The organism is Caulobacter sp. GW821-FHT11E11 (assembly GCF_058808315.1).
Window position 1 is genome coordinate 58,602 of sequence record NZ_JBXARO010000005.1, and the last position, 24,299, is coordinate 82,900.

Annotated in this window: 22 protein-coding genes; 3 read left to right on the forward strand and 19 right to left on the reverse strand. The window is 69.9% G+C overall.

All coding sequences use genetic code 11. The annotated features are described in order from the left end of the window. Positions 1–22: 22 nt before the first annotated feature. The 7 genes from msrQ to AC1RR5_RS13520 all read right to left on the reverse strand — a co-directional run bounded on the left by msrQ (position 23) and on the right by AC1RR5_RS13520 (position 6,704). Positions 23–649, reverse strand: a complete 627-nt coding sequence (msrQ, locus tag AC1RR5_RS13490) for a protein-methionine-sulfoxide reductase heme-binding subunit MsrQ (protein ID WP_492922162.1) — start codon at positions 647–649, stop codon at positions 23–25. Next, entirely contained in the window at positions 649–1,566 is a 918-nt protein-coding gene (gene msrP / locus AC1RR5_RS13495) for a protein-methionine-sulfoxide reductase catalytic subunit MsrP (protein ID WP_492922163.1), read from the reverse strand. The genes msrQ and msrP overlap by 1 nt, the downstream gene beginning before the upstream one ends. Positions 1,567–1,635: 69 nt before the next feature. After that, complete coding sequence (locus tag AC1RR5_RS13500; protein WP_492922164.1) at positions 1,636–2,292, reverse strand: periplasmic heavy metal sensor; 657 nt, start codon at positions 2,290–2,292, stop codon at positions 1,636–1,638. After that, on the reverse strand, positions 2,289–2,726 hold the full coding sequence (locus AC1RR5_RS13505; RefSeq protein WP_492922165.1) for a hypothetical protein: 438 nt from the start codon (positions 2,724–2,726) through the stop codon (positions 2,289–2,291). Before AC1RR5_RS13505 ends, AC1RR5_RS13500 begins: the two co-directional genes overlap by 4 nt. Positions 2,727–2,739: 13 nt before the next feature. Further along, positions 2,740–3,300: an RNA polymerase sigma factor gene (locus AC1RR5_RS13510; protein WP_492922166.1), complete on the reverse strand. Its 561-nt coding sequence runs from the start codon at positions 3,298–3,300 to the stop codon at positions 2,740–2,742. A gap of 26 nt (positions 3,301–3,326) precedes the next feature. Further along, complete coding sequence (locus AC1RR5_RS13515) at positions 3,327–3,743, reverse strand: EF-hand domain-containing protein (RefSeq protein ID WP_492922167.1); 417 nt, start codon at positions 3,741–3,743, stop codon at positions 3,327–3,329. A gap of 78 nt (positions 3,744–3,821) precedes the next feature. Then, positions 3,822–6,704 (reverse strand): bifunctional [glutamine synthetase] adenylyltransferase/[glutamine synthetase]-adenylyl-L-tyrosine phosphorylase, encoded by a 2,883-nt coding sequence (locus tag AC1RR5_RS13520; protein WP_492922168.1) that lies wholly within the window; start codon positions 6,702–6,704, stop codon positions 3,822–3,824. 198 nt (positions 6,705–6,902) lie between these two features. Here AC1RR5_RS13520 and AC1RR5_RS13525 point away from each other — a divergent pair, with 198 nt between their 5' ends. Beyond that, a complete protein-coding gene (locus AC1RR5_RS13525) occupies positions 6,903–7,790 on the forward strand; it encodes a M56 family metallopeptidase (protein ID WP_492922169.1) in 888 nt (295 codons plus the stop codon). 28 nt (positions 7,791–7,818) lie between these two features. Then, entirely contained in the window at positions 7,819–8,697 is an 879-nt protein-coding gene (locus tag AC1RR5_RS13530; RefSeq protein WP_492922170.1) for a M56 family metallopeptidase, read from the forward strand. A 1-nt stretch (position 8,698) separates the two neighbouring features. Here AC1RR5_RS13530 and uczS read toward each other — a convergent pair whose 3' ends face one another. The 7 genes from uczS to ccmI all read right to left on the reverse strand — a co-directional run bounded on the left by uczS (position 8,699) and on the right by ccmI (position 16,804). Then, a complete protein-coding gene (gene uczS / locus AC1RR5_RS13535) occupies positions 8,699–10,105 on the reverse strand; it encodes a two-component system sensor histidine kinase UczS (protein WP_492922171.1) in 1,407 nt (468 codons plus the stop codon). 34 nt (positions 10,106–10,139) lie between these two features. Then, the gene (gene uczR / locus AC1RR5_RS13540) at positions 10,140–10,811 is read right to left on the reverse strand and encodes a two-component system response regulator UczR (RefSeq protein ID WP_492922172.1); all 672 of its coding nucleotides are present in this window, start codon (positions 10,809–10,811) and stop codon (positions 10,140–10,142) included. Between the two features lie 191 nt (positions 10,812–11,002). Then, positions 11,003–12,580, reverse strand: a complete 1,578-nt coding sequence (locus tag AC1RR5_RS13545) for a Do family serine endopeptidase (protein WP_492922173.1) — start codon at positions 12,578–12,580, stop codon at positions 11,003–11,005. Positions 12,581–12,757: 177 nt separating this feature from the next. Beyond that, positions 12,758–13,210, reverse strand: coding sequence for a cytochrome c-type biogenesis protein (locus AC1RR5_RS13550; protein ID WP_492922174.1), 453 nt, complete (start codon positions 13,208–13,210; stop codon positions 12,758–12,760). Next, positions 13,207–15,192: a heme lyase CcmF/NrfE family subunit gene (locus tag AC1RR5_RS13555; RefSeq protein WP_492922175.1), complete on the reverse strand. Its 1,986-nt coding sequence runs from the start codon at positions 15,190–15,192 to the stop codon at positions 13,207–13,209. The genes AC1RR5_RS13550 and AC1RR5_RS13555 overlap by 4 nt, the downstream gene beginning before the upstream one ends. Further along, positions 15,189–15,704 (reverse strand): cytochrome c maturation protein CcmE, encoded by a 516-nt coding sequence (ccmE, locus tag AC1RR5_RS13560; RefSeq protein WP_492922176.1) that lies wholly within the window; start codon positions 15,702–15,704, stop codon positions 15,189–15,191. Before ccmE ends, AC1RR5_RS13555 begins: the two co-directional genes overlap by 4 nt. Then, positions 15,701–16,804 (reverse strand): c-type cytochrome biogenesis protein CcmI, encoded by a 1,104-nt coding sequence (ccmI, locus tag AC1RR5_RS13565; RefSeq protein ID WP_492922177.1) that lies wholly within the window; start codon positions 16,802–16,804, stop codon positions 15,701–15,703. The genes ccmE and ccmI overlap by 4 nt, the downstream gene beginning before the upstream one ends. A 102-nt stretch (positions 16,805–16,906) precedes the next feature. Here ccmI and AC1RR5_RS13570 point away from each other — a divergent pair, with 102 nt between their 5' ends. Continuing rightward, a complete protein-coding gene (locus AC1RR5_RS13570; protein ID WP_492922644.1) occupies positions 16,907–17,599 on the forward strand; it encodes an alpha/beta fold hydrolase in 693 nt (230 codons plus the stop codon). Here the strand turns inward: AC1RR5_RS13570 and AC1RR5_RS13575 are convergent. The 5 genes from AC1RR5_RS13575 to AC1RR5_RS13595 form a co-directional block, all read right to left on the reverse strand. After that, on the reverse strand, positions 17,596–18,966 hold the full coding sequence (locus AC1RR5_RS13575) for a hypothetical protein (protein WP_492922178.1): 1,371 nt from the start codon (positions 18,964–18,966) through the stop codon (positions 17,596–17,598). The genes AC1RR5_RS13570 and AC1RR5_RS13575 overlap by 4 nt on opposite strands. 161 nt (positions 18,967–19,127) lie before the next feature. Then, positions 19,128–20,528: an ATP-binding protein gene (locus AC1RR5_RS13580; RefSeq protein WP_492922646.1), complete on the reverse strand. Its 1,401-nt coding sequence runs from the start codon at positions 20,526–20,528 to the stop codon at positions 19,128–19,130. Continuing rightward, the gene (locus AC1RR5_RS13585) at positions 20,512–21,189 is read right to left on the reverse strand and encodes a response regulator transcription factor (protein WP_492922179.1); all 678 of its coding nucleotides are present in this window, start codon (positions 21,187–21,189) and stop codon (positions 20,512–20,514) included. The genes AC1RR5_RS13580 and AC1RR5_RS13585 overlap by 17 nt, the downstream gene beginning before the upstream one ends. 19 nt (positions 21,190–21,208) lie before the next feature. Continuing rightward, positions 21,209–21,550 (reverse strand): PepSY domain-containing protein, encoded by a 342-nt coding sequence (locus AC1RR5_RS13590; protein ID WP_492922180.1) that lies wholly within the window; start codon positions 21,548–21,550, stop codon positions 21,209–21,211. A 126-nt stretch (positions 21,551–21,676) separates the two neighbouring features. Then, positions 21,677–24,256: a porin family protein gene (locus AC1RR5_RS13595; RefSeq protein ID WP_492922181.1), complete on the reverse strand. Its 2,580-nt coding sequence runs from the start codon at positions 24,254–24,256 to the stop codon at positions 21,677–21,679. Positions 24,257–24,299 lie beyond the last annotated feature (43 nt).

Consider the following 24,299-nt stretch of genomic DNA (forward strand, 5'->3'; position numbering starts at 1 on the left):
GCGAGCAGTAGGCTTTATCGCCTCATGGTTGTCTAGAGGCGGTTTGCCGCCTGGCCTCCCAAACCCGCCAGCCCATCAGCAGGACGAACACCGCGCCATAGATCAGCGGCGGCCGGTGGTCGGCCTTGACCAGCAGGTAGTAGTGCACGACGCCCAGCGGCACGATCAGGTAGATCAGCTTGTGCAACCGGCTCCAGGCCGCGCGGCCCATGCGGATCACCCAGCCATTGGTCGAGGTCACCGCCAGCGGGATCAGCAGCACAAAGGCCAGCATGCCCAGGGTGATGAAGGGCCGCTTGAGGATGTCCTTCCACAGCTGGCCCCAGTCGAAGAACAGGTCGACGCCGATATAGCTGGCCAGATGCAGCAGGATGTAGCTGAAGGCGAACAGGCCGATAGTCCGCCGGAAGCGCACCAGCCTGGGCATCTTGAGGATCCGCGCGGCAGGCGTGATGGCCAGGCCCACCAGCAGCAACCGCAGGCCCCAGACACCCAGCTGGCGGATCAGCTTCTCGATCGGATTGGCGCCCAGGTCGCCGTTGAAGCCTTTCCAGGCCAGCCAGACGATCGGCGCGAAACAGACCGCCCAGACCAGGGCGTAGACGATGTTGTCCCGCGTCTTCGAAGGACGCTTCTTAGCCGCGACCATCAGTAGAACCGCTTCAGGTCCATGCCGCGATAGAGGTCGCCGACCCACTCGCCATAGCCGTTGAACGGCAGGGTCTCGCGGCGGCGGAACTCGCCGATGCGGCGCTCGCTGGCCTGCGACCAGCGGGGGTGGTCGACGGCCGGATTGACGTTGGCGAAGAAGCCGTACTCGCGGGCCGCCAGCTTGTTCCACGAGGTGACCGGCTGCTTCTCGACCAGACTGATGCGGACGATCGACTTGATGCCCTTGAAGCCATATTTCCACGGCACGACCAGCCGCAGCGGCGCGCCGTTCTGGTTGGGCAGCACGTCGCCGTACAGGCCCACGGCCATCAGGGTCAGCGGATGCATGGCCTCGTCGATGCGCAGGCCTTCACGATAGGGCCAGTCCAGGGTGTTCCAGCCCTGGCCGGGCATTTCCGAGGGCCGCATCACCGTCTCGAAGGCGACGTACTTGGCCTTGGAGGTCGGCTTGACCGAGGCGATCAGGTCCTTCAGCGGGAAGCCGACCCACGGGATGACCATCGACCAGCCCTCGACGCAGCGCATGCGATAGATGCGCTCCTCCAGCTTGTTGCCGCCGATCAGGTCCTCGATGCCGACCGTGCGCGGGGCTTCGCAAGCGCCGTCGATGCGGACCGTCCAGGGCCGCGGCTTGAACTTGCCCGAGTTCTCGGCCGGATCGCCCTTGTCGACGCCGAACTCATAGAAGTTGTTGTAGCTGGTGATGTCCTCTTTCGAGGTCGCCTTCTCCTGGGTCGAGAACCCCTTGGCGAAGGTCAGGCCCGCCTGGGCCTGCCCCGCCGCCCCGAACAGGCCAGCGCCCGCCAGCCCCGCCATCAGCGTTCGGCGCTTGAGGTACAGGCCGTGGTCGGTGACGTCGTTGTCGGTCAGGTCGGCGGCGTGGCGGATCAGCATGGGATGCTCCGAAGCTACGTCCAGAGATACGTCGGCGCGGAGCGTTTGGTTACGCGCAGAGCCAAAAAATCAGTTCGGCCCTTCCATGCGCCGCGCCGCCGGCGGCGCATAGACCCACGCCAAGCCCTCGGCCAGGGCCGCGCGCTCCTGGGGGGTCAGCGAGGCGGTGAAGCTGGCCAGCGTCGCCTCGACATTGCCGCGCGCCTGCTGGTCCAGGGCGCGCGCCGAGGCCAGTCGCCGCGCCACCTCGGCGGCGTCGTAGCCCGGCGCGCCCAGGGCGGCCAGGGCGGCCTGCCGTTCGGCGCGGGCCTGCTGGGTCAGCGGCTTGTTGCGCTTGTTGGTCTCGTTCAGCGCCTTGCGGAACGCCCGGCGGCTCTCCGGCGACAGCGCGTCGCCCACCGAGATCAGCGAGGCGCGCGGCGGGATCGCGCGCGGGGCGACGGGCTCGACCGCCGGCGCGGCCACGGTCGGCAGATCCTCGGCGACGGGTGGAGGAGCCTTGGGACGGCGGAGCGGCTTGGGCGTTTCCTCGCTCACCGCGACCGGCGCTTGCGCCGGGACCGTGGGCGGCGGATTGGCGACGACGATGGCGGGCCGCGCTGGGACCGGCGCTGGAGCCGGCGTCGTCAGGCGCGCATAGGCCATGCCCGCCAGCCCGCCGACCAGGAAGACGTTGATCGTCGCCGAGACGGCCAGGCCGATCATCCAGGGACGCGAGCCGGTCATAGTTCCGCGGGCTCCGCGATGGCGTCCTGCAGGTCGGCCGAGGTGTCGACGGCCGTGACGAAAGGCTCGGCGGCCACGGCGACCGGCGTCTCCACCGGCGTCGACCGGCCGGCAAAGACCCCGACGGCCACGCCCGCGAAGGCGGCGGCCGACAGACCCAGGGCCGCGCCCAGGCCAGCGATCCAGCGGCGGGCGCTGCTACGCGCTTGCGGCGCGGCGGCGATCAGCCGGCCCAGCAGGGCGGCGTCGACGGCCTGTGCGGGGGTAAGGTCCAGCAGGCGGTCCAACTGCGCCGCGCCGGCCAGCACCGGCTTCAGGCGCTCGGGATAGGCGGCTAGCAAGGCGCGCGCGGCCTCGCGCTCGCCTTCCGGCCAGCGCGCGATCTCGCCGCCATAGGTCTCGGCCAGGTCCTCGAACCTCTCGAAGCGCATCATGACCACAGCTCCTTCATACGCCCGCCCCCTGCAGATCCGCCAGCGAGGCCTTGAGAGCCCGACGCCCTCGCCCCAGCAGGCTTTCCAGCGCCTCGACGCTGATTTCCATCAGTTGCGCCGCTTCGATATTGCCCAGCCCCTGGTGATGGCAAAGCACGATCGCCTCGCGCTGGCGCGGCGGCAGAGCGGCCAGGGCCGCCTCGACGCGCTTCGAAAGATCCGCCCGCAGCAGACCGGCGTCCGGCGCCGGACCGGTGTCGACCTGCTCGGGCGGCGTATCGGTCACCACCTCGCGCCGGCGGCGCAGGTGGTCGTAGCAGAGGTTCAGGGCCACGCGATGCAGCCAGGTGTCGAACTTCGCGCCGCCCGGCGTCCACGACCGCGCTTGTTTCCAGGCCCGCAGGAAGGTCTCCTGGGCCACGTCCTCGGCCTCGCCGGAGTCGTTCAGCATGCGCCGGGCCAGGGCCAGGATACGCGGCAGGCGTCGGTCCAGCAGGGTGCGCACGGCGGTCGGGTCGCCCCGTCCTACCCCCGCCAGCAAGGTTTCGTCGGGATCGTTCCCGTCGGACGCCAAGCTTCAACCCGCCGCGCACGTCGTCATCAGACCCCGACCTTGGCCTTGCCCTTCTTGGCCTGCAACTCCTCCAGCGTCAGGATGCCGTCGTTATTGGCGTCCATCCGCTTGTAGCGCCAGGCCAGCACGGCGTCGGCCTCGGTGCGCGACAGGAAGCCGTCCTTGTCCTTGTCGAAGCGGGCGAACACCCGCTGCCCGCGCTTGCCGGCCTTGGTCGCCTTGGCGTCGACCTCGGGGTTCTCCTTGCGGAAGGCGGTGAACTCGTCGGGCGAGATCTTGCCGTCCTTGTTGGCGTCCAGCCGCGTGAACAGCTTGTCGCCGTTCGAGGCCTGGAACTGCTGCAGGGTCATGCCCTGAGGCGCTGCGCTAGGCGCGGCGGTCTGCGCCAGGGCCGGCGCCGCGACGGCGAGCACGCCAGCGGCGATCAGGATGCGTACGATCATCGGTCTTCAGGTCTCCAAAGGCTGGAAGCCGTCCCATGGAGACTGAAACGCGTAGAGGCACCGATTCCGTCGTCGGATTTATCCCGGCGCCTTCACGATCGTTTCATAGGCCGCCCGCGCTTCAGCTTTCGCCTTGGCCAGCTTGGGTTTCAGCGACTTGAACTGGCTGACGTGGCCCGCCTTGGCCAGCAGCGCCTTGAAGGCCTTGGGCTCGGCTTCGACGTCCAGGCCGTCCTCCAGCGCGACCTTGATCAGCTGGGACAGGTCCTGCTCCAGCCGCCAGGCGGCCTCCAGCCGGGCCAGCGCACCGTCGTCGGCCAGGCCCGCCTCGCGCAGGGCCGCCAGGGCTTCGCCGGTGTTCTGGCGTAGAGGGCCGCCCTTGGCCGCGTGGGCCAGTTGCAGGAACTGAGCGGCGAACTCGATGTCGACCAGGCCGCCGGGCTCCAGCTTCAGGTCCCAGTCGCCCTTGCCGGGCCGCTCGCGCTCCATCAGTTCACGCATGTCGATGACGTCGGCGGCGGTCTTCTTCCACTCGCGGGCGCGGCGCAGGGCCGAGGCGATCGCGCCCTCGGCGCGCACCTTGAACTCGGGCGAGCTGGCCCAGACCACCCTGGCGCGGGTCAGGGCCAGGAGCTCCCAGGTCTCGGCCTCGCGCTCATAATAGTCCTCGAAGGCCCCGAAGCTGACCGCCACCGGCCCCTTGGTTCCCGAGGGACGCAGCTTCAGGTCGACCTCGTACAGCGTCCCCTCACCCGTCGGCGCCGACAGGGCCGAGGTCATGCGCTGGGTGAAGCGGGCGTAGAAGGTGTCTGCGCTCCACTCCTTCACCGCCGACAGGCCCGCCGGGTCGTCGGCGGCGTAGAGCGTCATCAGGTCCAGGTCCGACTTGGCGGTCATCTCGCGCGAGCCCGCCTTGCCCAGCGCCACCACCGCGACGTGGCCAGGGAAAGCGCCGCCCAGGCGCTCGGTCTCCAGGAGGGCGGCGGGGGCCAGGCCGCCGATGATCAGGTCGCCCAGTTCGGCGAAGGCGCGGCCGATGTCGCGGGCGTCGGCGCTGCCGCTCATCACCCGCACACCGATGCGGAAGCTCTGGTCGCGGAACAGTCGGCGGGCGGCGTCCATCGCGCCCTCGAAATCGGCCGGGTCCCACGGGGCGACGGCGGGGGTCTCGATGGGGCCGAAGAAGCTGGGGTCCAGCAGGGCGTCCAGGGCCGTGGGGCGCTTGGCCATGGTCGTGGCCAGGCGCGGGGCGAAGGCCATGACTTCGACGATCAGCTCGAACAGGCGCGGCTGGGCCAGGAACAGCGACTGGATCTGCACGCCCGAGCTCAGCGACGCGAAGAAATCGGCGAAGCGGTTGAAGGCCTGGTCCGGCGCGCCCGTGGCGTTGGCCGCGTCCAGCAGGCGCGGCGCCAGGCGGGTGAAGAGTTCGCGGCTGCGCTCGGTGCGGGTGGCGGCGATGTGGCCGTGGTGCCAGCCGCGGATGGTGGCGGCGACCCGCTCGGGACTGGAGAAGCCCATGCGCTTGAGGGTGGCCAGGGTCTCGGGATCGTCCTCGACGCCGGTGAACACCAGGCTGCCGAACCGCGAGGACAGCTCCTCCTCGCCGGCGAACAGGCGTCCGTAGCGCTGGTTCACGCCCTTCAGGATCTTGCCGACGGCGGCGTCGAAGGTGCGCAGATTGTCGTGATTCCAGAGCGCGGCGACCTTCTTCCGCTCGGCGTCGGACTCCGGGAGTTTGTGGGTCTGGTCGTCAGCGATCATCTGGGCGCGGTGCTCCAGCGCCCGCAGCGCCCTGTAGGCGTCGGTCAGCCAGGCGGCGTCCTCGTCCGTGACGTGGCCGGCGGCAGCCAGCGCCTGCATGGCGTCCAGGGTGCGCGGGCTGCGCAGGTCCGGCTGGCGACCGCCCAGGATCAGCTGCTGGGTCTGGACGAAGAACTCGATCTCGCGGATCCCCCCCCGCCCCAGCTTGAGGTCCGCGCCCTTGGCGGTCAGGCGGTCGTCGACCTTGTAGGTGTGGATCTGGCGCTTGATCGAGTGGATGTCGGCGATGGCCGCGAAGTCCAGGTTGCGCCGCCAGATGAAGGGCTGCAGCCCTTCCAGGAACGCCGCGCCCTCGGCCGCGTCGCCGGCCGCGATCCGGGCCTTGATGTGAGCAGCGCGCTCCCAGTTCTGGCCGACGCTCTCATAGTAGTCCATGGCCGCGTCGACCGGCATCGCGGGCGGGGTCGAGGACGGATCGGGACGCAGGCGCAGGTCGATGCGGAAGACATAACCGTCGCCGGTCCGCTCCTGCAGCACCCGGCCCAGGTGGTTGGCGATGCGCACCGCCACGGCCTGGGGCTCGACGCCCTCGGCGACCTGCAGCTTCTCGGGCGCGTAGAAGATCGAAAAGTCGATGTCGCTGGAATAGTTCAGCTCGAACGCGCCGTGCTTGCCCATGGCGATGCAGAACAGGCCCGGCGCGGGGCCGTCCCCCCCCTCCCCCACGTGGGTCAGCGCGCCGCGATCGACCTCCTGGCGGACGGCCTGGGCCAGGGCGGCGTGCAATACGGCGTCGGCGAAGCAGGTCAGGGCGCCGGTCACCTGGTCCAGGTCCCAGACCCCGCCCAGGTCGCATAGGGCCGTCAACAGGTGCAGGTCGGCCTTCAGCTCGCGCAAGGCCTTGCGCGCGGTCTCGAAGTCGGGCTCGGCGGCGACGGCCCGCGCGGCGTCCAGGATCATGGTCAAGTTTTGGCCCGGATCTCCGCCCAGGATCCTGGGCAAGCGCTGGCCGTCGCGGCGAGCGAGGCCGGCCAGGTAGGGCGAGGCGGCGAAGACCGGGGCCAGGGCGGCCCAGGCGGCGTCGACGCCCGACATGGCCTCGCCCGCCCGCTTGGCGATCGCCTCATACGCCCGCTCTGCGGCCTTTGTGTCGAGGATCGGGCCGCACGGGGCCAAGCGGTCAGCGAGCTGAGTCATGCGGGGCACCGTGACCCGCGTTGCGTTCACGGACAAGCAGGAGCGCGTTAGGCGAAGTGTGCGCGGTTCGCCGCCCGAACGCGCTCCCACTCTAAGAATCTGTGATCTGCCCGGCGCGGGCAGATCACAGACGGGTTGACGTGTGAATTTACAGTTGTAACCATCGCATCTGAGGAAACGGCCAGGAACTGCTCAAGAATGACCGAGCTCTTCGCCCTCGCCCTGATCCGGGCCCAGATCGCCGCCGCGGCCGCCGTGCTGCTGGTCGTCATGTTGCGCCCATCCGCGCGCCAGCTGTTCGGCCCGCGCCGCTCGTACGGCCTGTGGGCCATCGTGCCGGCCGCCGCCGCCGCCGCCTTCCTGCCCAGCCTGGCCGAGACCATGGACCTCGGCTCGCCCGCCCGGCCGCTGGGCGCCTGGGCGTCCAAGCTGATCCTGCTGTGGCTGGCCGGCTGCGCCATCGCCACCGCCATCCTGGTCCTGCGCGAGCGTCTGTTCCGGCAGAAGGTCGACCAAGGCCTGGCCGGTCCGGCCGTGATGGGCGCCCTGTGGCCGCGCGTGGTGCTGCCGTCCAACTTCGCCGAACGCTTCGACGCCCGCGAGCGCGAGATGATCACGCTGCACGAGCGCACCCACATCAATCGCGGCGACCCGATCGCCAACCTGGTCATCGCCGGGGCCGGCGTGCTGGGCTGGTGCAACCCGATGATCGCCCTGGCCACGCGCCTGGTGCGCATCGACCAGGAGCTGGCCTGCGACGCCACCGTCGTGGCCCTGCGCAGCGACATCCGCGCCGACTATGCCAAGACCCTGATGAAGGCGCAGATGAGCGTCGCCACCTCGCCCCTGGCCTGCGGCTGGGCGACCCATCCGCTGATCCTGCGCGTGTCGCTGCTGAACCGGCGCGAGCCCAGCCTGCACCGCGACATCGCCGGCTTCCTCACGATGACCTTCCTGGCGATCATGGCCATGGTCATCGTCTGGAGCGTCTCCCCCCGCGGCCCCGACGCCAGCGACCTGCGCCCCGGCATGGCCGCCCAGATGGACCCCTACACCGGCGCGATCACCTGGGTGCAGGGCGAGTAGCCGACACGTCGGCAGGGGGAGGACCGCGATGATCGACCTGCTGGTCCTGGCCCTGATGCGCGTGCAGGTCGCCGCCGCCATCGGCGTGGTCATCGTCCTGCTGCTGCGCCTGCCGGTCCGCTGGCTGTTCGGGCCGCGCCTGGCCTATGGCCTCTGGTCGCTCGTGCCGGTCGCCGCCGTGGCCGGCCTCTTTCCCAGCCTCTCGGAGACCCTGCGCATCAGCGGCGGCGCCGCGCCATTGGGCCATCAACTGGCGCTGAAGGTGCTGGCGGCCTGGATGATCGGAGCGGCGCTGCTGGCCGGCCTCATGTTGCTGCAGGAACGCGCTTTCCAGCGCCGCGCGGCGCGTGGCCAAGCCGGCCCCGCCGTCATGCGGGCCCTGTGGCCGCGCCTAGTGCTGCCGGCCGATTTCGAGACCCGCTTCACCGCCCGCGAGCGCGAACTGATCCTGCTGCACGAACGCACCCACATTCGCCGGGGCGATCCGCTGGCCAATCTGGTGGTCGCCTATTGCCGCGTGCTGGGCTGGTGCAATCCCGCGATCCACCTCGGCGCGGCCTTCGCGCGCGTCGACCAGGAGCTGGCCTGCGACGCCACGGTCCTGGCCATGCGCGGCGACATCCGAGGCGACTACGCCAAGGCCCTGCTGAAGGTCTCCGGCTCGGGCGTCGCCTCGCCCCTGGCCTGTGGCTGGGGCACGCACCCGCTGATCCTGCGCGTGACCTTCCTGGGCCGGGCCGAGCCCAGCGTCCGCCGCCAGTTTGTCGGCTACCTGTTCCTGCCAGCGGCGGCGATCGCGACCTTCTTGGCCGTCTGGAGCCTGGCTCCGCCCGGCTTCGACTCGCTGGCCATGGCCCCGGACGCCATTTACGCGCCGCACGCCGACCTGGGCTGGAAGCTGCCCTAGCCTACTCCACGCGCGGCAGCACCAGGGCCACCCGCAATCCCGGGCCCATGCCGTTGTACTCGCCCGGCCCCTCGGCCAGTTCGAGCCGCCCGCCGTGCGAGACGGCGACGGCGCTGACCAGGGAGAGGCCCAGGCCCGCGCCAGGCTCGCTGCGGCTGTTCTCCAGGCGCACGAAGCGCTGGACCACGCGCGGCCGATCGGCTTCGGGCACGCCGGGGCCGGTGTCGGTCACCGAGAACTCCAGCTCGCCGGACGAGGTGCGCCGCGCGCGCAGCATGATCGCCCCGCCCTCGGGGGTATATTTGATGGCGTTGTCGAGCAGGTTGGCCAGCGCCTGGGCCAGGAACTCGCGGTTGCCCTTGATGTTCAGGGCCGGGACGATCTCGGCCTTGAAGTCCAGGCCCTTGTCCTCACACGAGAACTCGTAGAGCTCGGCCATGTCGGTGGCCAGTTCGCTGGCGTCGAAGTTGCTTTGGTCGGGCGCCGAGCCGGCGGCCTGCAGGCGGGCGATGGCCAGCACGGCGTTGAAGGTCTTCAGCACCCCGTCGGCGTCCTGCAGCGCGGTTTCCAGCGCCGCGACGGGATCGCCCTTGCCGTTCTCGGCGTCGATCAGGGCCACTTCCATGCGGGCGCGCAAGCGGGTCAGGGGCGAGCGCAGGTCGTGGGCGATGGCGTCGCCGGCGTGGCGCAGGCCGCCCATCAGGCGCTCGATCCGGTCGAGCATGTCGTTCAGCCCCTCGGCCAGCTCATCATACTCGTCGCGGGCGCCGCGGATCTTGGCGCGGGCGTGCAGGTCGCCGGCCCGCACGTCGTTGACCACATCCACCAGGCCCTGCATCGAGCGGCTGACATTGCGGCTGATCAGGACGCCGCCGGCCATGCCCAGCAGGATGACCAGCGCCCCAGCGCCCCACAGGGCCCGGACGATCTTGCGGACATAGGCTTCGGAGGCGTCGACATCGGCCCCGACGAACAGGATCTCGCCGTGCTCCAGGCGCTGCTGCACCCCGCGCGCGGCGGCCTTGACCTCGGCGCCGTCCAGGTCGGTCTCGGTGACCTTGAAGCTGGCCCATTCGGGACCGTCGCCCGAGAAGTTGCTGACCGGCGACTCCTCGATCGAGCCCGAGATCCGCTTGCCGCTGGAATCGGCCAGGAAGTACAGGAACGGCCGCTCGCCCGTGGCCCGCTCGACGATGGTCTGGTTCAGCGCGTCGACGCCGCCCTGGCGGTAGGCCGCCTCCAGGCTCTCGAACTCACGGCTGATCTCGGCCTGCGAGCGGCGGTTCACCTCGCCCGCCGTGGCCACGTAGATGTAGCCCAGGAAGGCGCTGGCGGCCGCCGCGAACAGGGCCAGGAACAGCAGGGTCAGCCGGAACGGCGTGGTGCGGAGAAGACGCGGCAGGCGCATGGGCAAGTTCGACGGCTAGGCCGCCGCCAGTCTCCTACGGATCGAGGCGATAGCCAGCGCCGCGCACGGTCTGCAGCATGGCCCGGTCGAAGCCCTTGTCGATCTTCGAGCGCAGACGCGAGATGTGCACGTCGATGACGTTGGTCTGCGGGTCGAAGTGGTATTCCCAGACCTTCTCCAGCAGCATGGTGCGGGTCACCGACTGACCGGCATGGCGCATCATGAACTCCAGCAGCTGGAATTCGCGGGGCTGGAGATCGATCTCCTTGCCCTGGCGATGAACCGTCCGGTTGATCAGGTTCATCTCCAGCTCGCCGACCTTCAGGGTCGTGGCGACGGCGCCGGTCTCGCGGCGGCGCGACAGGGCCTCGACGCGGGCGACCAGCTCAGGGAAGGCGTACGGCTTGACCAGATAGTCGTCGGCGCCGGCGCGCAGGCCGGTGACGCGGTCGTTGATCTCGCCCAGGGCAGACAGGAACAGCACCGGCGTCTGGTCACCCTCGCGGCGCAGGGTCTCGACAACCTGAACGCCGTCCATCTTGGGCATCATGCGGTCGACGACCAGGACGTCGAAGCCGCCCTTCTGGGCCTCGCCCAGACCGGCCTCGCCGTCGGGCGCGTGCTCCACGTCGTAGCCGGCTTCCTTCAACCCGTGCGCCATGGCGGCGGCGGCTTCCAGGTCGTCTTCGATAATCAGAATACGCATCAGTGAGCCCCTCATGCGCTCAAGGCAGAACAGCGGAACGCTCGACGTTCCCCCGATTCTGCGCCATCGCGCGACAGTTGTGAGGTTGATAGCGTTTTCGGCGACCGCCGTAACTTAAACCTTGGACAGATACGAAAAAGCCCCGCTCCGGCGGACCGGAACGGGGCTTGATCGTCTAAAGCGTCGTCAGCTTACGGCGCGATCTTCAGCGGCAGGAAGACCGGCTTGTTCTGGCGGATCACCTTGACCAGCACGCTGGCGCGGCCGGCCTTCTTGGCGGTGGCCAGGGCGGCGTTGACGTCGCCGATGCTGGCGATCGCCGCGCCGTTGATGGTCGAGAGCACGTCGCCCTTGGCCAGGCCCTTCTCGCCCGCGTCGCTGTCGCCGCGCACGCCGATGATCAGCAGGCCCTTGATCTCGCTGTCGATCTTGTAGGTCTGGCGCGAGGCCGGGTCGATCGGGCTCAGCGTCAGGCCCAGCGCGTCGACCTTCTGGCTGGTCGACTTGTCCGGGGTCGGCGCGGCGCCGTCCTGGTTCTTGTCGTCGTCATTGACGTCCAGAGCGCCTTCGGTCGGACGCGTGCCCGACTTGACCTCGATGATGCGCGGCTTGCCGTCGCGAATGACCGAGATCTTCACCGACTCGCCCGGACGCGCCTTGGCGACTTCGCGGGTCAGTTCCGAGACGCCTGCCACCGGCACGCCGTTGACCGCCGTCAGGATGTCGTCGGGCAGCAGGCCAGCCTTGGCGGCCGGGCCACCGGCCACGACCTCGGCGACGATGGCGCCCTTCACGTTGTTCAGGCCCAGGGACTCCGCCATCTCGGCGTTGAAGTCCATGATGTTCACGCCGATGTAGCCGCGCACGACCTTGCCGGTCGCGATCAGCTGCTTGGCGGTGGCCTCGGCGACGTCGGCGGGAATGGCGAAGCCGATGCCGACCGAACCGCCCGACGGCGAGTAGATGGCGCTGTTGACGCCGATCACCCGGCCATAGATGTCGAAGCTGGGACCGCCCGAGTTACCGCGATTGATCGGCGCGTCGATCTGGATGTAGTTCACGAACCGCGAAGAGCTATCGCCCAGGTCGCGGTCATAGGCCGAGATGATGCCGGCCGTGGCCGTGCCGCCCAGGCCGAACGGGTTGCCGATCGTGATGACCCAGTCGCCGACCCGCGGCTTGGCCTGGTTCTCGAAGTTCACATACGGGAAGTCGCCCTTGGTCTTGGGGTCGACGACCTTGATGACCGCCAGGTCGGTGCCCTCGTCGCGGCCGACCAGGGTGGCCTTCAGCTCGCGGCCGTCCTTCATCACCACCTGGATGTCGTCGGCGTCGGCCACGACGTGGTTGTTGGTGACGATGTAGCCGTCGGCCGAGATGAAGAAGCCCGAACCGGCCGATTGCTGCTTGGGCAGCGAGGGGCTGTCGCCGTCATCGCCGTCCTGGCCCTGCTGGCCCGGCTTGCCCTTCTGGCCACGCGGCACGATGTCGAAGCCTTCCAGGCCCGGGATGCGCAGCGTCGGCTGACTGGCCTTGGAGGTCACATTGATCTGGACGACCGCGGGCGAGACCTTCTCGAAGATGTCGGCGAACGACATCGGCGCGCCCGGCGGAGGCGCGAAGGCCGGCGCGCCGGCGCTGACCGGGCGGATGGCCGGCGCCTCGGCAGCGGCCGTTCCCATGCGCATGCCCACGCCTGCCAGCGCGGCGCAGGCCACGCCCGCGCCAGCCACGGCGCCCACAATGAAACCCGACTTCCTAGCGGTCATTCGTCTCTTCCTCACCCGCGCGATCCGCGCGGTCCCTTTCGCGTCAACCTCGCGCCCGGCGCGTGGTCACAGTCGATCTCTGAACCTAGTCCCAGCAATAAAAGGTGCAATGGTTCTCGAATTATCTTTCCGTCATCCGAAAGGTGCTTCTTGAGGCTCCTTTTCGGCGCAATCGTGTCAATCGTCTTCAAGCAGGCGCCTGACGCGCTCTTCTTCGTCCTGCGAAAGCTCGGTCTGTTCAGTCTCGCGACGTCGCAGCAGGCCGAACATCAGACCGCCGCCGACCATCAACACCCCGATCGGGGCCAGCCACAGCACGGCGTTGCCGGCCGAGAACTGCGGTTTCAGCAGCACGAACTCGCCATAACGCTCGACCAGGAACGCGCGGATCTGGCTGTCGCTGCGTCCAGCCTTGACCTGCTCGCGGACAATCTGCCGCAGGTCGCCCGCCAGCTGGGCCTCGGAATCGTCGATCGACTCGTTCTGGCAGACCAGGCAGCGCACTTCCTTGAACAGGTGGCGGGCGCGGGTCTCCTGCGCGGGATCGGCCAGGCGTTCGGACGGCTCGTAGGCGCCGGCGGTCATGGCCAGGGCGGCTGCGGCGATCAGCAGCGCGCGGACGCGGCTCACGACACGACCTCCTCGCCGGCGCGACGGCCAACGCCCAGGCGCACGCGGCGGTCCGACAGCGACACCGCCCCGCCCAGCGCCATGATCAGCGGGCCCAGGAAGATCAGCCGCACCCAGGGGTTCACATAGGCGCGGACCAGCCAGGCCGGCTTGCCGCCCTCGCCCGCCCGGCGCTCGCCCAGCACGATGTAGATGTCGTCCAGCAGGCTGGGGCAGATGGCCACTTCCGAGGTGGTCTGGCCGCCGGTGGGATAGAAGCGGCGCTCGGGCTCGGCGCGGCAGACCTCGACGCCAGCCTTGTTGACCACCTTCACGATGCCGCGCTCGGCCAGGTAGTTCGGCCCCTCGACCGTGCCGACGTCGCTGAGGGTCAGGGTGTAGGCGCCCAGGGCGTGGCTGTCGTTGAGGCTCAGCGCCTGGGCGGCCTCAACCTTCCAGGCGGTCTCGAACGAGGCTCCCAGCACGAACAGGCCCATGCCCGCGTGGGCCAGGGTCGTACCCCAGGCGCCGCGCGGCAGGCCACGCGCACGACGGAGACTTTCGGCGACGGGCGCGGCAAACAGCTTCAGGCGATCGGCCAGTTCGCGCAGCGCGCCGCCCACCAGCCAGAAGCCCAGCACCAAGCCGCCGCTGGCCAGGGCCTTGCGCGGCTGGACCAGGCCATAGGCGATCAGGCCCAGCACGGCGGCGACCGCCAGCACGATCCACAGCTTGCGGGCCACGCCCTTGGCGTCGCCGCGCTTCCACGCCAGCAGCGGGCCGGCCGGCAGCACGGCGAAGGCCAGCAGCATCAGCGGCACGAAGGTCATGTTGAAAAACGGTGCGCCGACCGAGACGGCCTCGCCGTCCATGGCCTCACGGATCAGCGGATAGAGGGTGCCCAGCAGCACCACCGCCGTCGCCGTCGACAGCAGGATGTTGTTGAGCACGATGGCGCTCTCGCGGCTCACCGGGCGGAACTGGCCGCCCGGGTTCAGGCTGGCGGCGCGCAGGCCAAACAGCAGGAAGCCGGTCCCCGCGGCCAGGCCCATCATCATCAGCAGCAGCACGCCGCGCGTCGGATCGACGGCGAAAGCGTGGACGCTGGTCAGCACGCCCGAGCGCACCAGGAAGGCGCCCAGCATCGAGAAGGTGAAGGCCGCCAGGGCCAGGAACGCCGTCCAGCCCGGCAGCGCCCCGCGCTTCTCGGTGACGATCGCCGAGTGCAGCAGGGCAGCCCCGATCAGCCACGGCATGAAGCTGGCATTCTCGACCGGATCCCAGGCCCACCAGCCGCCCCATCCCAGCTCGTAATAAGCCCAGAAGGCGCCCAGCGTGATGCCGATGGTCAGCAGGCTCCAGGCCGCCAGGGTCCAGGGCCGCACCCAGCGCGCCCAGGCCGCGTCGATCCGGCCCTCGATCAAGGCCGCCAAGGACAGTGAATAGACCACCGAGAAGCCGACATAGCCGCAGTAGAGGAACGGCGGGTGCACCGCCAACGCCCAGTCCTGCAGGAGCGGGTTGAGTGAACGGCCCTCGACCGGCACGTCCAGCAGGCGCGCCAGCGGGTTCGACGCGAAGACGGTATAGGCCAGGAACAACACGCCCAGCGCGCCCTGGATGGCGATGGCGTAGGCCCGCAGGCGCGGCGGCAGGCTATCGCCGAAGAAGGCCATGGCCGCGCCGTAGCCGGTCAGCACCAGGCACCACAGCAGCATCGAGCCCTCGTGGCTGCCCCAGGCCCCAGCCACCTTGTAGAACAGCGGCTTGGCCGTGTGCGAGTTGGCCGCGACATTGGCGACCGAGAAGTCCGAGGTGACGAAGGCGTGGATCAGGGCCGCGAAGGCCACGATGACCGCGACGAAGGTCGCCACGGCCGCGCCGCGTCCCGCGCCCGCCAGCACCGGCGAGCGCCGCGCGCCGCCGACGGCCGACAGACCGGTCTGCGCCACCGACAGCATCAGCGACAGGATCAGGGCGAAGGCGCCCAGTTCGGTGATCATGTCTTCTTCTCGGAGGGGGGCTTTCCGTAGGTGGGAGGCGCTGCCCCCTCACCACGCCACTCGCCCTGCTTCTTCAGCGCCTTGGCCACTTCGCGCGGCATGTAGCGCTCGTCGTGCTTGGCCAGCACCTGCTTGGCGACGAAGGTCCCGTTGGCGTCGAAGGACCCGTCGGCGACGATCCCCTGCCCTTCGCGGAACAGGTCCGGCAGGTCGCCGTGATAGCTGACCTTCGCCGTCGCCTGCTGGTCGGCGACCACGAACTCGACGTCACCACCGGGATGCTTGACCACGCTGCCGTGCTGAACGAGGCCGCCCAGCTGCACCTTGCGACCGGGCGCGACATTGGCCGCCTTGGCCTGGGCCGGCGTGTAGAACAGCGAGATGCTGTCACGCAGGCCATAGAGCGCCAGGCCCACGGCCAAGGCCAGCACCGGCGCGATGGCCAAGAGAATGGTCAGGCGCCGACGCGCCTTGCGGGACTTTGGAAGTAAGCTTTGGGGCCAGAAACTCATTGCACGGTCTTCTGCGGAGGCGTGTCGGCGGCCTGGCGCAGGGCCGACAGCACCTTGGGCTGGTCCTTGAAACGGGCCGAGGCCGAGGCCAGCGCGGCGTCGCGCTTGGCGGTCTCGCCCAGCACGGCATAGGCGCGGACCAGGCGCACCCAGCCGTCGGGATCGTCAGGAGCCTGGGCCAGGCGCGCGGCCAGGCCCTCGACCATGCCGGCGATCATGCCCTGGACCTGCGGGTTCTCTTCGGCCGCCGGCTGGGCGCTGGGCAGACCGCCCTTGGCCTCGACCTGGGCGATCTCCTGGCCCAAGGCCGCGCGGCCGGGGTCGTTGGCTGGCAGGCTGGCGGCCAGGGCGCGCCAGTCGGTCAGGCCGCCCTGGACGTCGCCGTCACCGATCTTGCCGCGACCGAGGTAGTAGCGGGCCCGCACATCGGCAGGATCGGCCTTCAACGCCTCGCCGAAGGCCAGCTTGGCGTCGGCGGTGACCTCGCCTTTCGCCTCCATCATGAAGGTCTCGCCCAGCAGGCTCCAGATGTCGGCACGCTTGGGGGCGATGCGGACGGCCTTGCGCAGGGCGGCCTCGGCGCCGGGCAGGTCGCCGGCGGCGGCGCGGGCCTTGGCCAGGAACACCAGCGGCTCGGGATCCTTGGGACGCTCGGCGGCGACGCCTTGCAGCACGGCGGCGATCTGCTCGGGGGCCAGGGTCGCAGGATCGGCGGCCTTCCAGGCGGCGACGCGCTTGGCGAAGGGCTGGTCGGGCAGCTCGGGACGGCCGATCGCGACATAGAGGCCGACAGCGGCGACGCAGGCCGCCCCGGCGGCGATCACCGCGGCCTTGCGCGGGCCGACGCCGTCGCGCTCCCAGACCTGGGTCTGGTCGGCAGCGACCAGCAGGCCCCGGGCCGCCTCGGCGCGGGCGGCCTTCAGCTCGCCTTCGGCCAGCAGGCCGTCGATGGCCAGGCGCTCGACCTCGGCCAGGCGGCGGCGATGCGGCTCCAGCCGGGCCTGGGCGTCGTCGATGGGCCTGGCCCGCGCGGCCCCGCGCAGCACCAGCCCGGCCGTTACGGCCGACAGCCCCGTCGCGGCGATCCAGAAAGCGATCATGGCCGCGTGTTAGCCGGTAACCGCGCCGTCCGTTAGCGAAAAAAGCGCTTAAGTGCGGTCCGCGCCCGCGCCATGCTGACGCTGCTCATCGAGGGAGGGTTCATGACGCCGATCGTGCTGGTTCCGGGGCTGCTGTGCTCGGAGGAGATCTTCGCCCCGCAACTGCCCGCCCTGTGGCCGCACGGCCCGGTCCAGATCGCCAACACCCTGGCCGGCGACACCCTGCCGGAGATGGCCGCCCTGATCCTGGCCGCCGCCCCGGCGCGCTTTGCCTTGGTCGGGGTGTCGATGGGCGGCTATCTGGCGCTGGAGATCATCCGCCAGGCGCCGCAGCGGGTCGAGAAACTGGCCCTGGTCTGCACCTCGGCCCGCCCCGACACGCCCGAGCAGACGGCCGCCCGCCGCAAAATGCTGGACCAGGCCCGCGCCGTCGGCTTCGAGCGCTTCCTGGCGTTAGGCGCCGACGCCCTGACCCATCCCAGCCGCAAGGGCGACCCGGACCTCAACGCCGCCAGCATCCGCATGGGCCGCGCGGTGGGGCTGGAGGGCTTCGCGCGCCAGACCGAAGCGGTGATTGCGCGCGTAGACAGCCGGCCGCTACTGGCGGAGATCAAGGTCCCGACGGTGATCGTCGTGGGGGATGCCGATCCGCTGACGCCGCTGGCGTTGTCGCAGGAGATGGCGGAGGCGATCCCGGGCGCGACGCTGGTCGTCGCGGAGACCTGCGGGCACGTGATCACCCTCGAGCGGCCCGAGGTAGTGAACGCTGCGCTGGTGGCGTGGCTGACGGCCTAGGCCGCGATCGCCGCGGCCGCGCGGCGGCGCACGATCTCGGCGGTCTTGTCGTCGCGCGTGTAGGCGATGAAGCCCGCCGCAACATCCAGGTACTTCACGGCCAAGCCGGAGTCGCCGCCGTCGCCCGTGCGGGCCACGTGCAGGACGTCCTCGATATAGGGGTCCAGGCGGCTGTTGAGCTTTTCCAGGATCTTGTTGCGCGAGGTGCCGTAGCCGGCCTTGTCGGCGCACGAGCGCAGCTCGGCGATGAAGGCGAGAGCGGACTGGGCCCGGCGGATCAGGGCCTCGTCCGGCTCGTCGGTCAGCTTGGCCGCGCCCTTGCTGCCCTTCTTGGACATCATCGAGAGCGAGCGCAGCGGCAGGGCCGCTTCCAGCTGCTTGTCGGCCTGGTCCATGCGTTGTTCGCAGACCTTGGCCATCTGTTGCTTGTGACGGGCCAGGCGCTTGCCCCACGGGCCGTCCTTGGCGACTTCGATCGACTGCTGGAACTCGACGATCTGCAGCTGGGCGCGGTGGGCGCCCTGGGCGGCCTGGCGGCCGACCTTCTCGCCGTCGGCGAAGTTGAAGTTCTCGATGCGGGCGATCGAGGCGTCGATGTCGGCCAGGATCCGCTCGCCGAACGCCTTGACCTCGGACGAGGCCAGGTAACGGTCGGTGGGACGGTCCATGACGGCCGAGATCACGCGCATGATCCGCCAGTCGTCCGGCAGGTGGGCCGACAGCATGTCCAGCAACAGCGGACCGGCGTCCTCGCTGATCCGGCAGGCGTCGCGATAGGCCAGCTTGGCGGCGAAGGCGCGCTCGTCCGACATGCGGCTGACCCATTCGGCCAGCTTGGGCAGGCACGAGCGGGCGATGGCCGACAGCTGCAGGCACAGGGCCAGATGCTCGGGGTCGCACAGCGAGCGCACGCTGTCGAAGGCGGCGTTCTCGGGATCGCGCAGGCCGGCGGCGGCCGTCTTGCACAGTTCGTCGAAGACTTCCGGGGTGCCCTGCTCCAGATCCCACGGATTGCACTTGGCCGAGGCTTCCTCGACCCGCGACGGGGCGATGACCTTCAGCGCCTTCCACAGGCGGCCCAGCACCATGCTGGGGAACGAGACGCAGCCCTCGCCGCGCGGCGCGCACAGCGGCACGATCGGGGCCAGGACGTTGTTGCGGACAAATCGGTTGGCGGTCTCGTCCTCGACGAGGGCCCGCACGGCGGCCAGGGACCCGGTCGCGCCGGCGCTGGACAGCGCCAGCTCCAGGCTGCGCAGCGCCGCGTCCGGAGCGGTTTCCACCAGCGTCCGGATGATCTGCAATTTGTGCGCGGCGATAGCGGCCATGGTTCCCCGAGTCGGACTCACAGGGCCGACAGACGTCAACCATGTTCGAAACGAGGTTAAGGATTTCCGAAACTGGCTAAAAAACCAAGGCCTTGGGCCGAGATGTCGCGGGCGGAAAAGTCGTGACCTACCAGAAGTTTAGGTGACCGGTAGCAAAGTCGCGCGAACACAGGTCCGCGACCGTTCGCCGCAACCATGGGTTACGATTCAGCGCGCGGCAGATCCAGCGTGACGCGCAATCCGCCCAGCGGTGATTCACCAAGCTGCACCGATCCGCCATAGGCGCGGGCCAGTTCGTCGACGATCGAGAGACCCAGACCCGAGCCGGGCGCGTTCTCGTCGAGTCGCTGGCCGCGCTTCAGCGCCTGGGCCCGTTCCTCGGGCGGCAGGCCGGGGCCGTCGTCGTCGACGGTGACGGTCATGCGGGCCTCGCCGGTCGGGACGGCCACGACGCGGATCTTGCCCTTGGACCACTTGCCGGCGTTTTCCATCACGTTGCCGACCACTTCGAGGAAGTCCTGCTTCTCGCCCTGGAAGGCCAGGTCTTCCGGGCAGCGCCAGTCGATCTCCACACCCTTGTCCTGGAAGATCCGCTCCAGGGTCACGGCCAGCTCGTCCAGGATCGGCTCGACCGGCGTGCGCTCGCCGGAGGTCTGGGAGCGGGCGGCCGCGCGGGCCCGGCGCAGATGGTGGTCGACCTGCTCGCGCATGGTCTGGGCCTGGCGCTCGACCACCTCGGCCAGCTGGCCCGGCTGTTGCGAGGCCTCGGTCAGCATCACCGACAGCGGGGTCTTCAGGGCGTGGGCCAGGTTGCCGACGTGGGTGCGCTGGCGCTCGACGACCTCCTGGTTGTGGGCCAGGAGGGCGTTGAGCTCGCGCGACAGCGGCTCAAGCTCTTCCGGATAGTCGTCGGCCAGCCGCTCGGCCTTGCCGCGCCGCACCGAGGCCACCTCGCGGCGCAGGCGAAACAGCGGCTGCAGGCCAAACCGCACCTGCACCACCACCGCCAGGATCAGGCCAAAGCCCAGGATCAGCAGGGCGATGGCCGTCGTGCCGGCGAAGCGGTCGGCGTCGGCGTCGATCGGCGAGCGATCCTCGGCGGCCAGGAACACCACCGGATGGGTGTAGCCCGGCAGCTGGGCCTGAACGGCGGCGGCGCGCAGCGGCCTGTCCTGCGGCCCGCGCAGGTCGAAATACTGGGTCTTGCCCGGCGCGGCCTCCAGCTGGTCGATCTGCACCGACGACAGCATCAGGTCGCTGTCGAATAGCGAGCGCGAGCGAACGACCGGGGTCATCGCCCCGTCCGGCGACTTGTCCAGGATCACCCAGTAGCGGCCGGAATAGACGCGCGTGGCGCGGATGTCGGTCAGGAACGGCGCGCGCAGCTGGCCGCTGTCGACGGTCGAGCCGGCATAGAGGTCATCGGTCAGCACCGCCAGCGACTGGTCGAACCGGCGGATCGCCGCGTCACGGAACTGGGCGGTCAGAAAGACCCCCGCCACCAGCACGACCAGCAGCGTCCAGCCGCCGGCGATCAGCACCAGGCGGCGGACCAGCGATCGGCGGCGGAGATCCAGCAAGCGGCTAGGCCGTCTCTTCACCCGGCAGCGGCGCCAGGCGATAACCCAGGCCACGGACGGTCTCGATCCGATCGGCGCCCAGCTTCTTGCGCAGGCGGCCGATGAACACCTCGATGGTGTTGCTGTCCCGGTCGAAGTCCTGGTCGTATAGGTGCTCGACCAGCTCGGTGCGGCCGATCACCCGGCCCTGGTGCATCATCATGTAGTGCAGCAGGCGGTATTCCAGCGAGGTCAGGCGCAGCGGCTCGCCATTGACGCTGGCCCGGGCGGCGCGCGGGTCCAGGCGCAGGGCGCCGCACGACAGCGACGGCGCGGCATGGCCGGCCGAGCGGCGCAGCAGGGCGCGCAGGCGGGCCAGCAGCTCTTCGGTGTGGAAGGGCTTGGCCAGGTAGTCGTCGGCCCCGGCGTCGAAGCCGGCGACCTTGTCGCTCCAGGCGCCGCGCGCGGTCAGGATCAGGACAGGCGTGGCGACATTGCCCCGGCGCCAGCGCTCCAGCACCGAGACGCCGTCCACCTTGGGCAGGCCCAGGTCCAGGATCACCGCGTCATAGGGTTCGGTCTCGCCCAGGAACTGGGCTTCCTCGCCGTCCGGGGCGTGGTCGACGGCATAGCCGGCGTCGCCCAGGGTCAGCTTCAGCTGACGCGACAGGTCGGGATCGTCCTCGACGAGCAGGATACGCATGGAGACTCCTAAACCGTGTTTAGCCGCCGCTGAGGATCTGGCCGGTCTCGGCGTCGACGATGAAGTCGATGCGGCGGCCGTCGGCGGCGGCCCAGCGGACCCGGTAGTTGCGGCCTTCCAGGCCGGCGTCCAGCACCCGGCCGGGCACGCGCGCGGCGATCATCTGGATCACGCGACCCAGCGGCACCAGACGACCCGACTGCACGCCGCCACGCGCCTGGTCCGACTGCGCGCGCCAGTCGGCGCCCAGCGAGTCGGGACCACGGTCGTGACGCTGCGCCCATGCCACGCTGGGAAGGGCCGCGCCCGGAAGGGCGGCGACCAGCGCGGCGGTGGCGAGAAGGGCACGGATCGTTTTCATGCTCTACGGTCTAACGGACCTCGGCTGAATGGAGACTGAATGCAGGGGTTATGAACGGGCCGCGACGTTCTGTCACGGTTAGACACGCTTGGAACGAACCGACCGGCCAAGTTCCGTCGATAGCGGTCACAAAGCGATCAGGCTCTTGCGCAGCGTCAGCTTCACCGTGCGGCCCAGCGGGTCCAGGTAGTCGGGCTGATAGGCCTGGGGCGTGGCGCCCTTGGCGTCCTTCACGATGGGGCGGCTGTAGAACAGGTTGTCGGCCGCCAGGGTGACGCGGGTGCCGGCCAGCCAGCCCGAGGCGAGGCCGGCCTTCACGTCGCGGGGGACCTCGTAGAAGGCCGACAGATTGACCGTGGTCTGATCGTCGAAACGCAGGGCGCCGGTGGTCGGGCCCGCGTCGATGACGCTGCCGCCGCGCCAGGCGCCGTTGACGTTGACGCCCACGCCCTGCCGGAAGGCGTTGACGCGGAAGTTCAGCTCTTCCTTCGGCTGGCCTCGGCGACTGGTGCTGGCGCCGTTCAACAGGTCCAGCGGCGCCAGGCCGTGGCGCAGGGTGGTCTCGTCGCGCAGGCGCAGGGTGTAGTTCACCGATAGCTGCACCTGGCCGACCTTCTTGGGGTCGGGCTTGGTCCCCTTGGGCGCGTCCTTCTTGGGCCGGCCGATGAAGCGGGTCAGGTTGATGCCGCCGCGCAGCTCCTCGCGATCGATGGCGTCGAAGTTCAGCGGCCGGCTGTCGATGGCCGTCAGCACGCCGTCGGCGTTGCGGGTGAACCGCTCGGGGAAAGCCGCCTCCAGCGCCGGGGTGATCACCGGGAAGTTGGAGATCGGGTCCTCGATATGGGTGCGGACATAGTTGGCGTTGACCGTCAGGCGCGTGGGCCCGCCGTCGCGGCCCATCGGCTTCAGATTGACCCCGGCCCGCAGCGTGCGGCGGCGATCGTTCTCCAGGCCCTTGTTGCCGCCTTCGGTCCGGCTGACCGTGACGCTGGTCCCGGTGCTGAAGTCGAACACCGTCACGCTGGGGGTCAGCACCACCGGATCGACGATCTGGTTGGCGTTCGGCGCCGACTGCTCCTCGCTGAGGCTGAGATTGACGCTGACCAGCTGGTCCGGCGACCAGTTCAGGCCCGCGCCCATCGCCAGGCGGTCCTTGAAGGTCTCGACATTGTAGCCGGCGTTGACGCTGGCGGTCAGCTCGCCCAGCACCGGCAGAACCTCGTGCGAGCGGCTGGCCAGGGGCACGTCGATGTCGCCATGCACCGACAGGGTGCGACGGTCGTACAGGCTGCGCATCGGCGCGCCGTTGCGCAGGGCGTCGGAGATCTGCTCGACCTTCTCGCCGCCGACCTTGACGGTGGAAGAGACGCGGCCGGCCGGGATCTCGGCGACATCGCCGTTCAGCACCAGCTCGGCCTTGGCGGCGCGGGACTTCGACTTGGCGACGTCGCGGGCGTTGATCTTCAACAGGGCGCGGGAAACGGCGCCGAACGGATTGACCGCCGGATCCCGCTCGGCGATCGCCGCCTTCCAGGCCGTGCTGTCGACGCCTCGGCCCGTCGCGGTCTGGCTGTCGTTGCGATCGTAGTTGCCGGTCAGCGACCAGCGCCAGTCGCCGACATAACCGTTGGCGGCCATGGCCAGCTGGCCGCGGAAATTGTCCTGCACCCGCAGCTGCGACCACGGGGCGTCGAGGTAGCGATAGACCGTGACGTCGCCGGCGAACGGCGAGAACGGACTGCCGGCCGGCAGCTTCACCGACGTGGCCGGCAGACCCAGGAAGCTGGTGCGCTGGGCGTCCTCCAGGTCGACGCTGACCGTGACGCTGACCTTGCGAGCCAGGTCGCGGGTGATGGCGGCCTTGAAGTTCCCCTGCCCCAGCGACGGCAGCAGGCTTCGGTTGGCGATGATGCCGGAAAGGTCGGGATCGCCAGCGCCGGTGGCGAAGCCCGCCAGCGCGACCGGGCCTTCCCAGGCCGCGTCGGGCGCGCTTGTCACCGACACCGGACCACCGGCCAAGGCGGACAGGGCCGGGTCGATCTCGCGCCCGAAGCTGGTCGCGGCGACGTTGCCGACCAAGCCATACGGCGAGGTCGCCGAGGGGACGCGGTAGATGTCGCGCTCGGTCTCGAACAGGGTCGACTCCTGGCGCCAGTCCAGGCCGACCGTGGTGCGCTCGTCGCCGGCCAGGCGGAACAGGTCTCCGTCGAAGCGCTCGACCGTGCGGCCCGGCGCCGTCGTGGCGTTCGCCTCGACCTCGACGGCGGCCGAGCGGAAGCGCTTGCGCAGGACGAAGTTCACGACCTTCTGGTTGGGCCGGTAGCCATAGGCGATGGCCGAAGCCGGCGGCAGCACGTCCATGCGCTCGATCGCCTGGCTGGGCAGCCCGCTGATCTCCTGGAAACCCGAGATGCGGCGGCCATTGGCCAGATAGACCGGCGGCGGCGCGTCCGGCTCGCCCGTGGTGATCTCGGCCGCCAGCAGGTTGACGAGGTCCTGCACGGTGCTGGCGCCTGTGGCCTGGATCTCGGACGCGTCGAGGGTCAGTTCGGGCTGGGCCGGTCCCTCGGCCTTGCCGCGCGTGGCCTTGACCACCAGGCTGTCCAGCAGGCCCGTCTGCTCGCTTTCCGGCGGCGCGGGGGAAACCGGTGTCTCCTGAAGCGGCGCGGCGACCTGCAGAAGCGCCAGTACGCTGACCAGAACCATGGAAGCCCGCCCGACGCCGTTCGCTGAAAGCCCGTCAATTCCC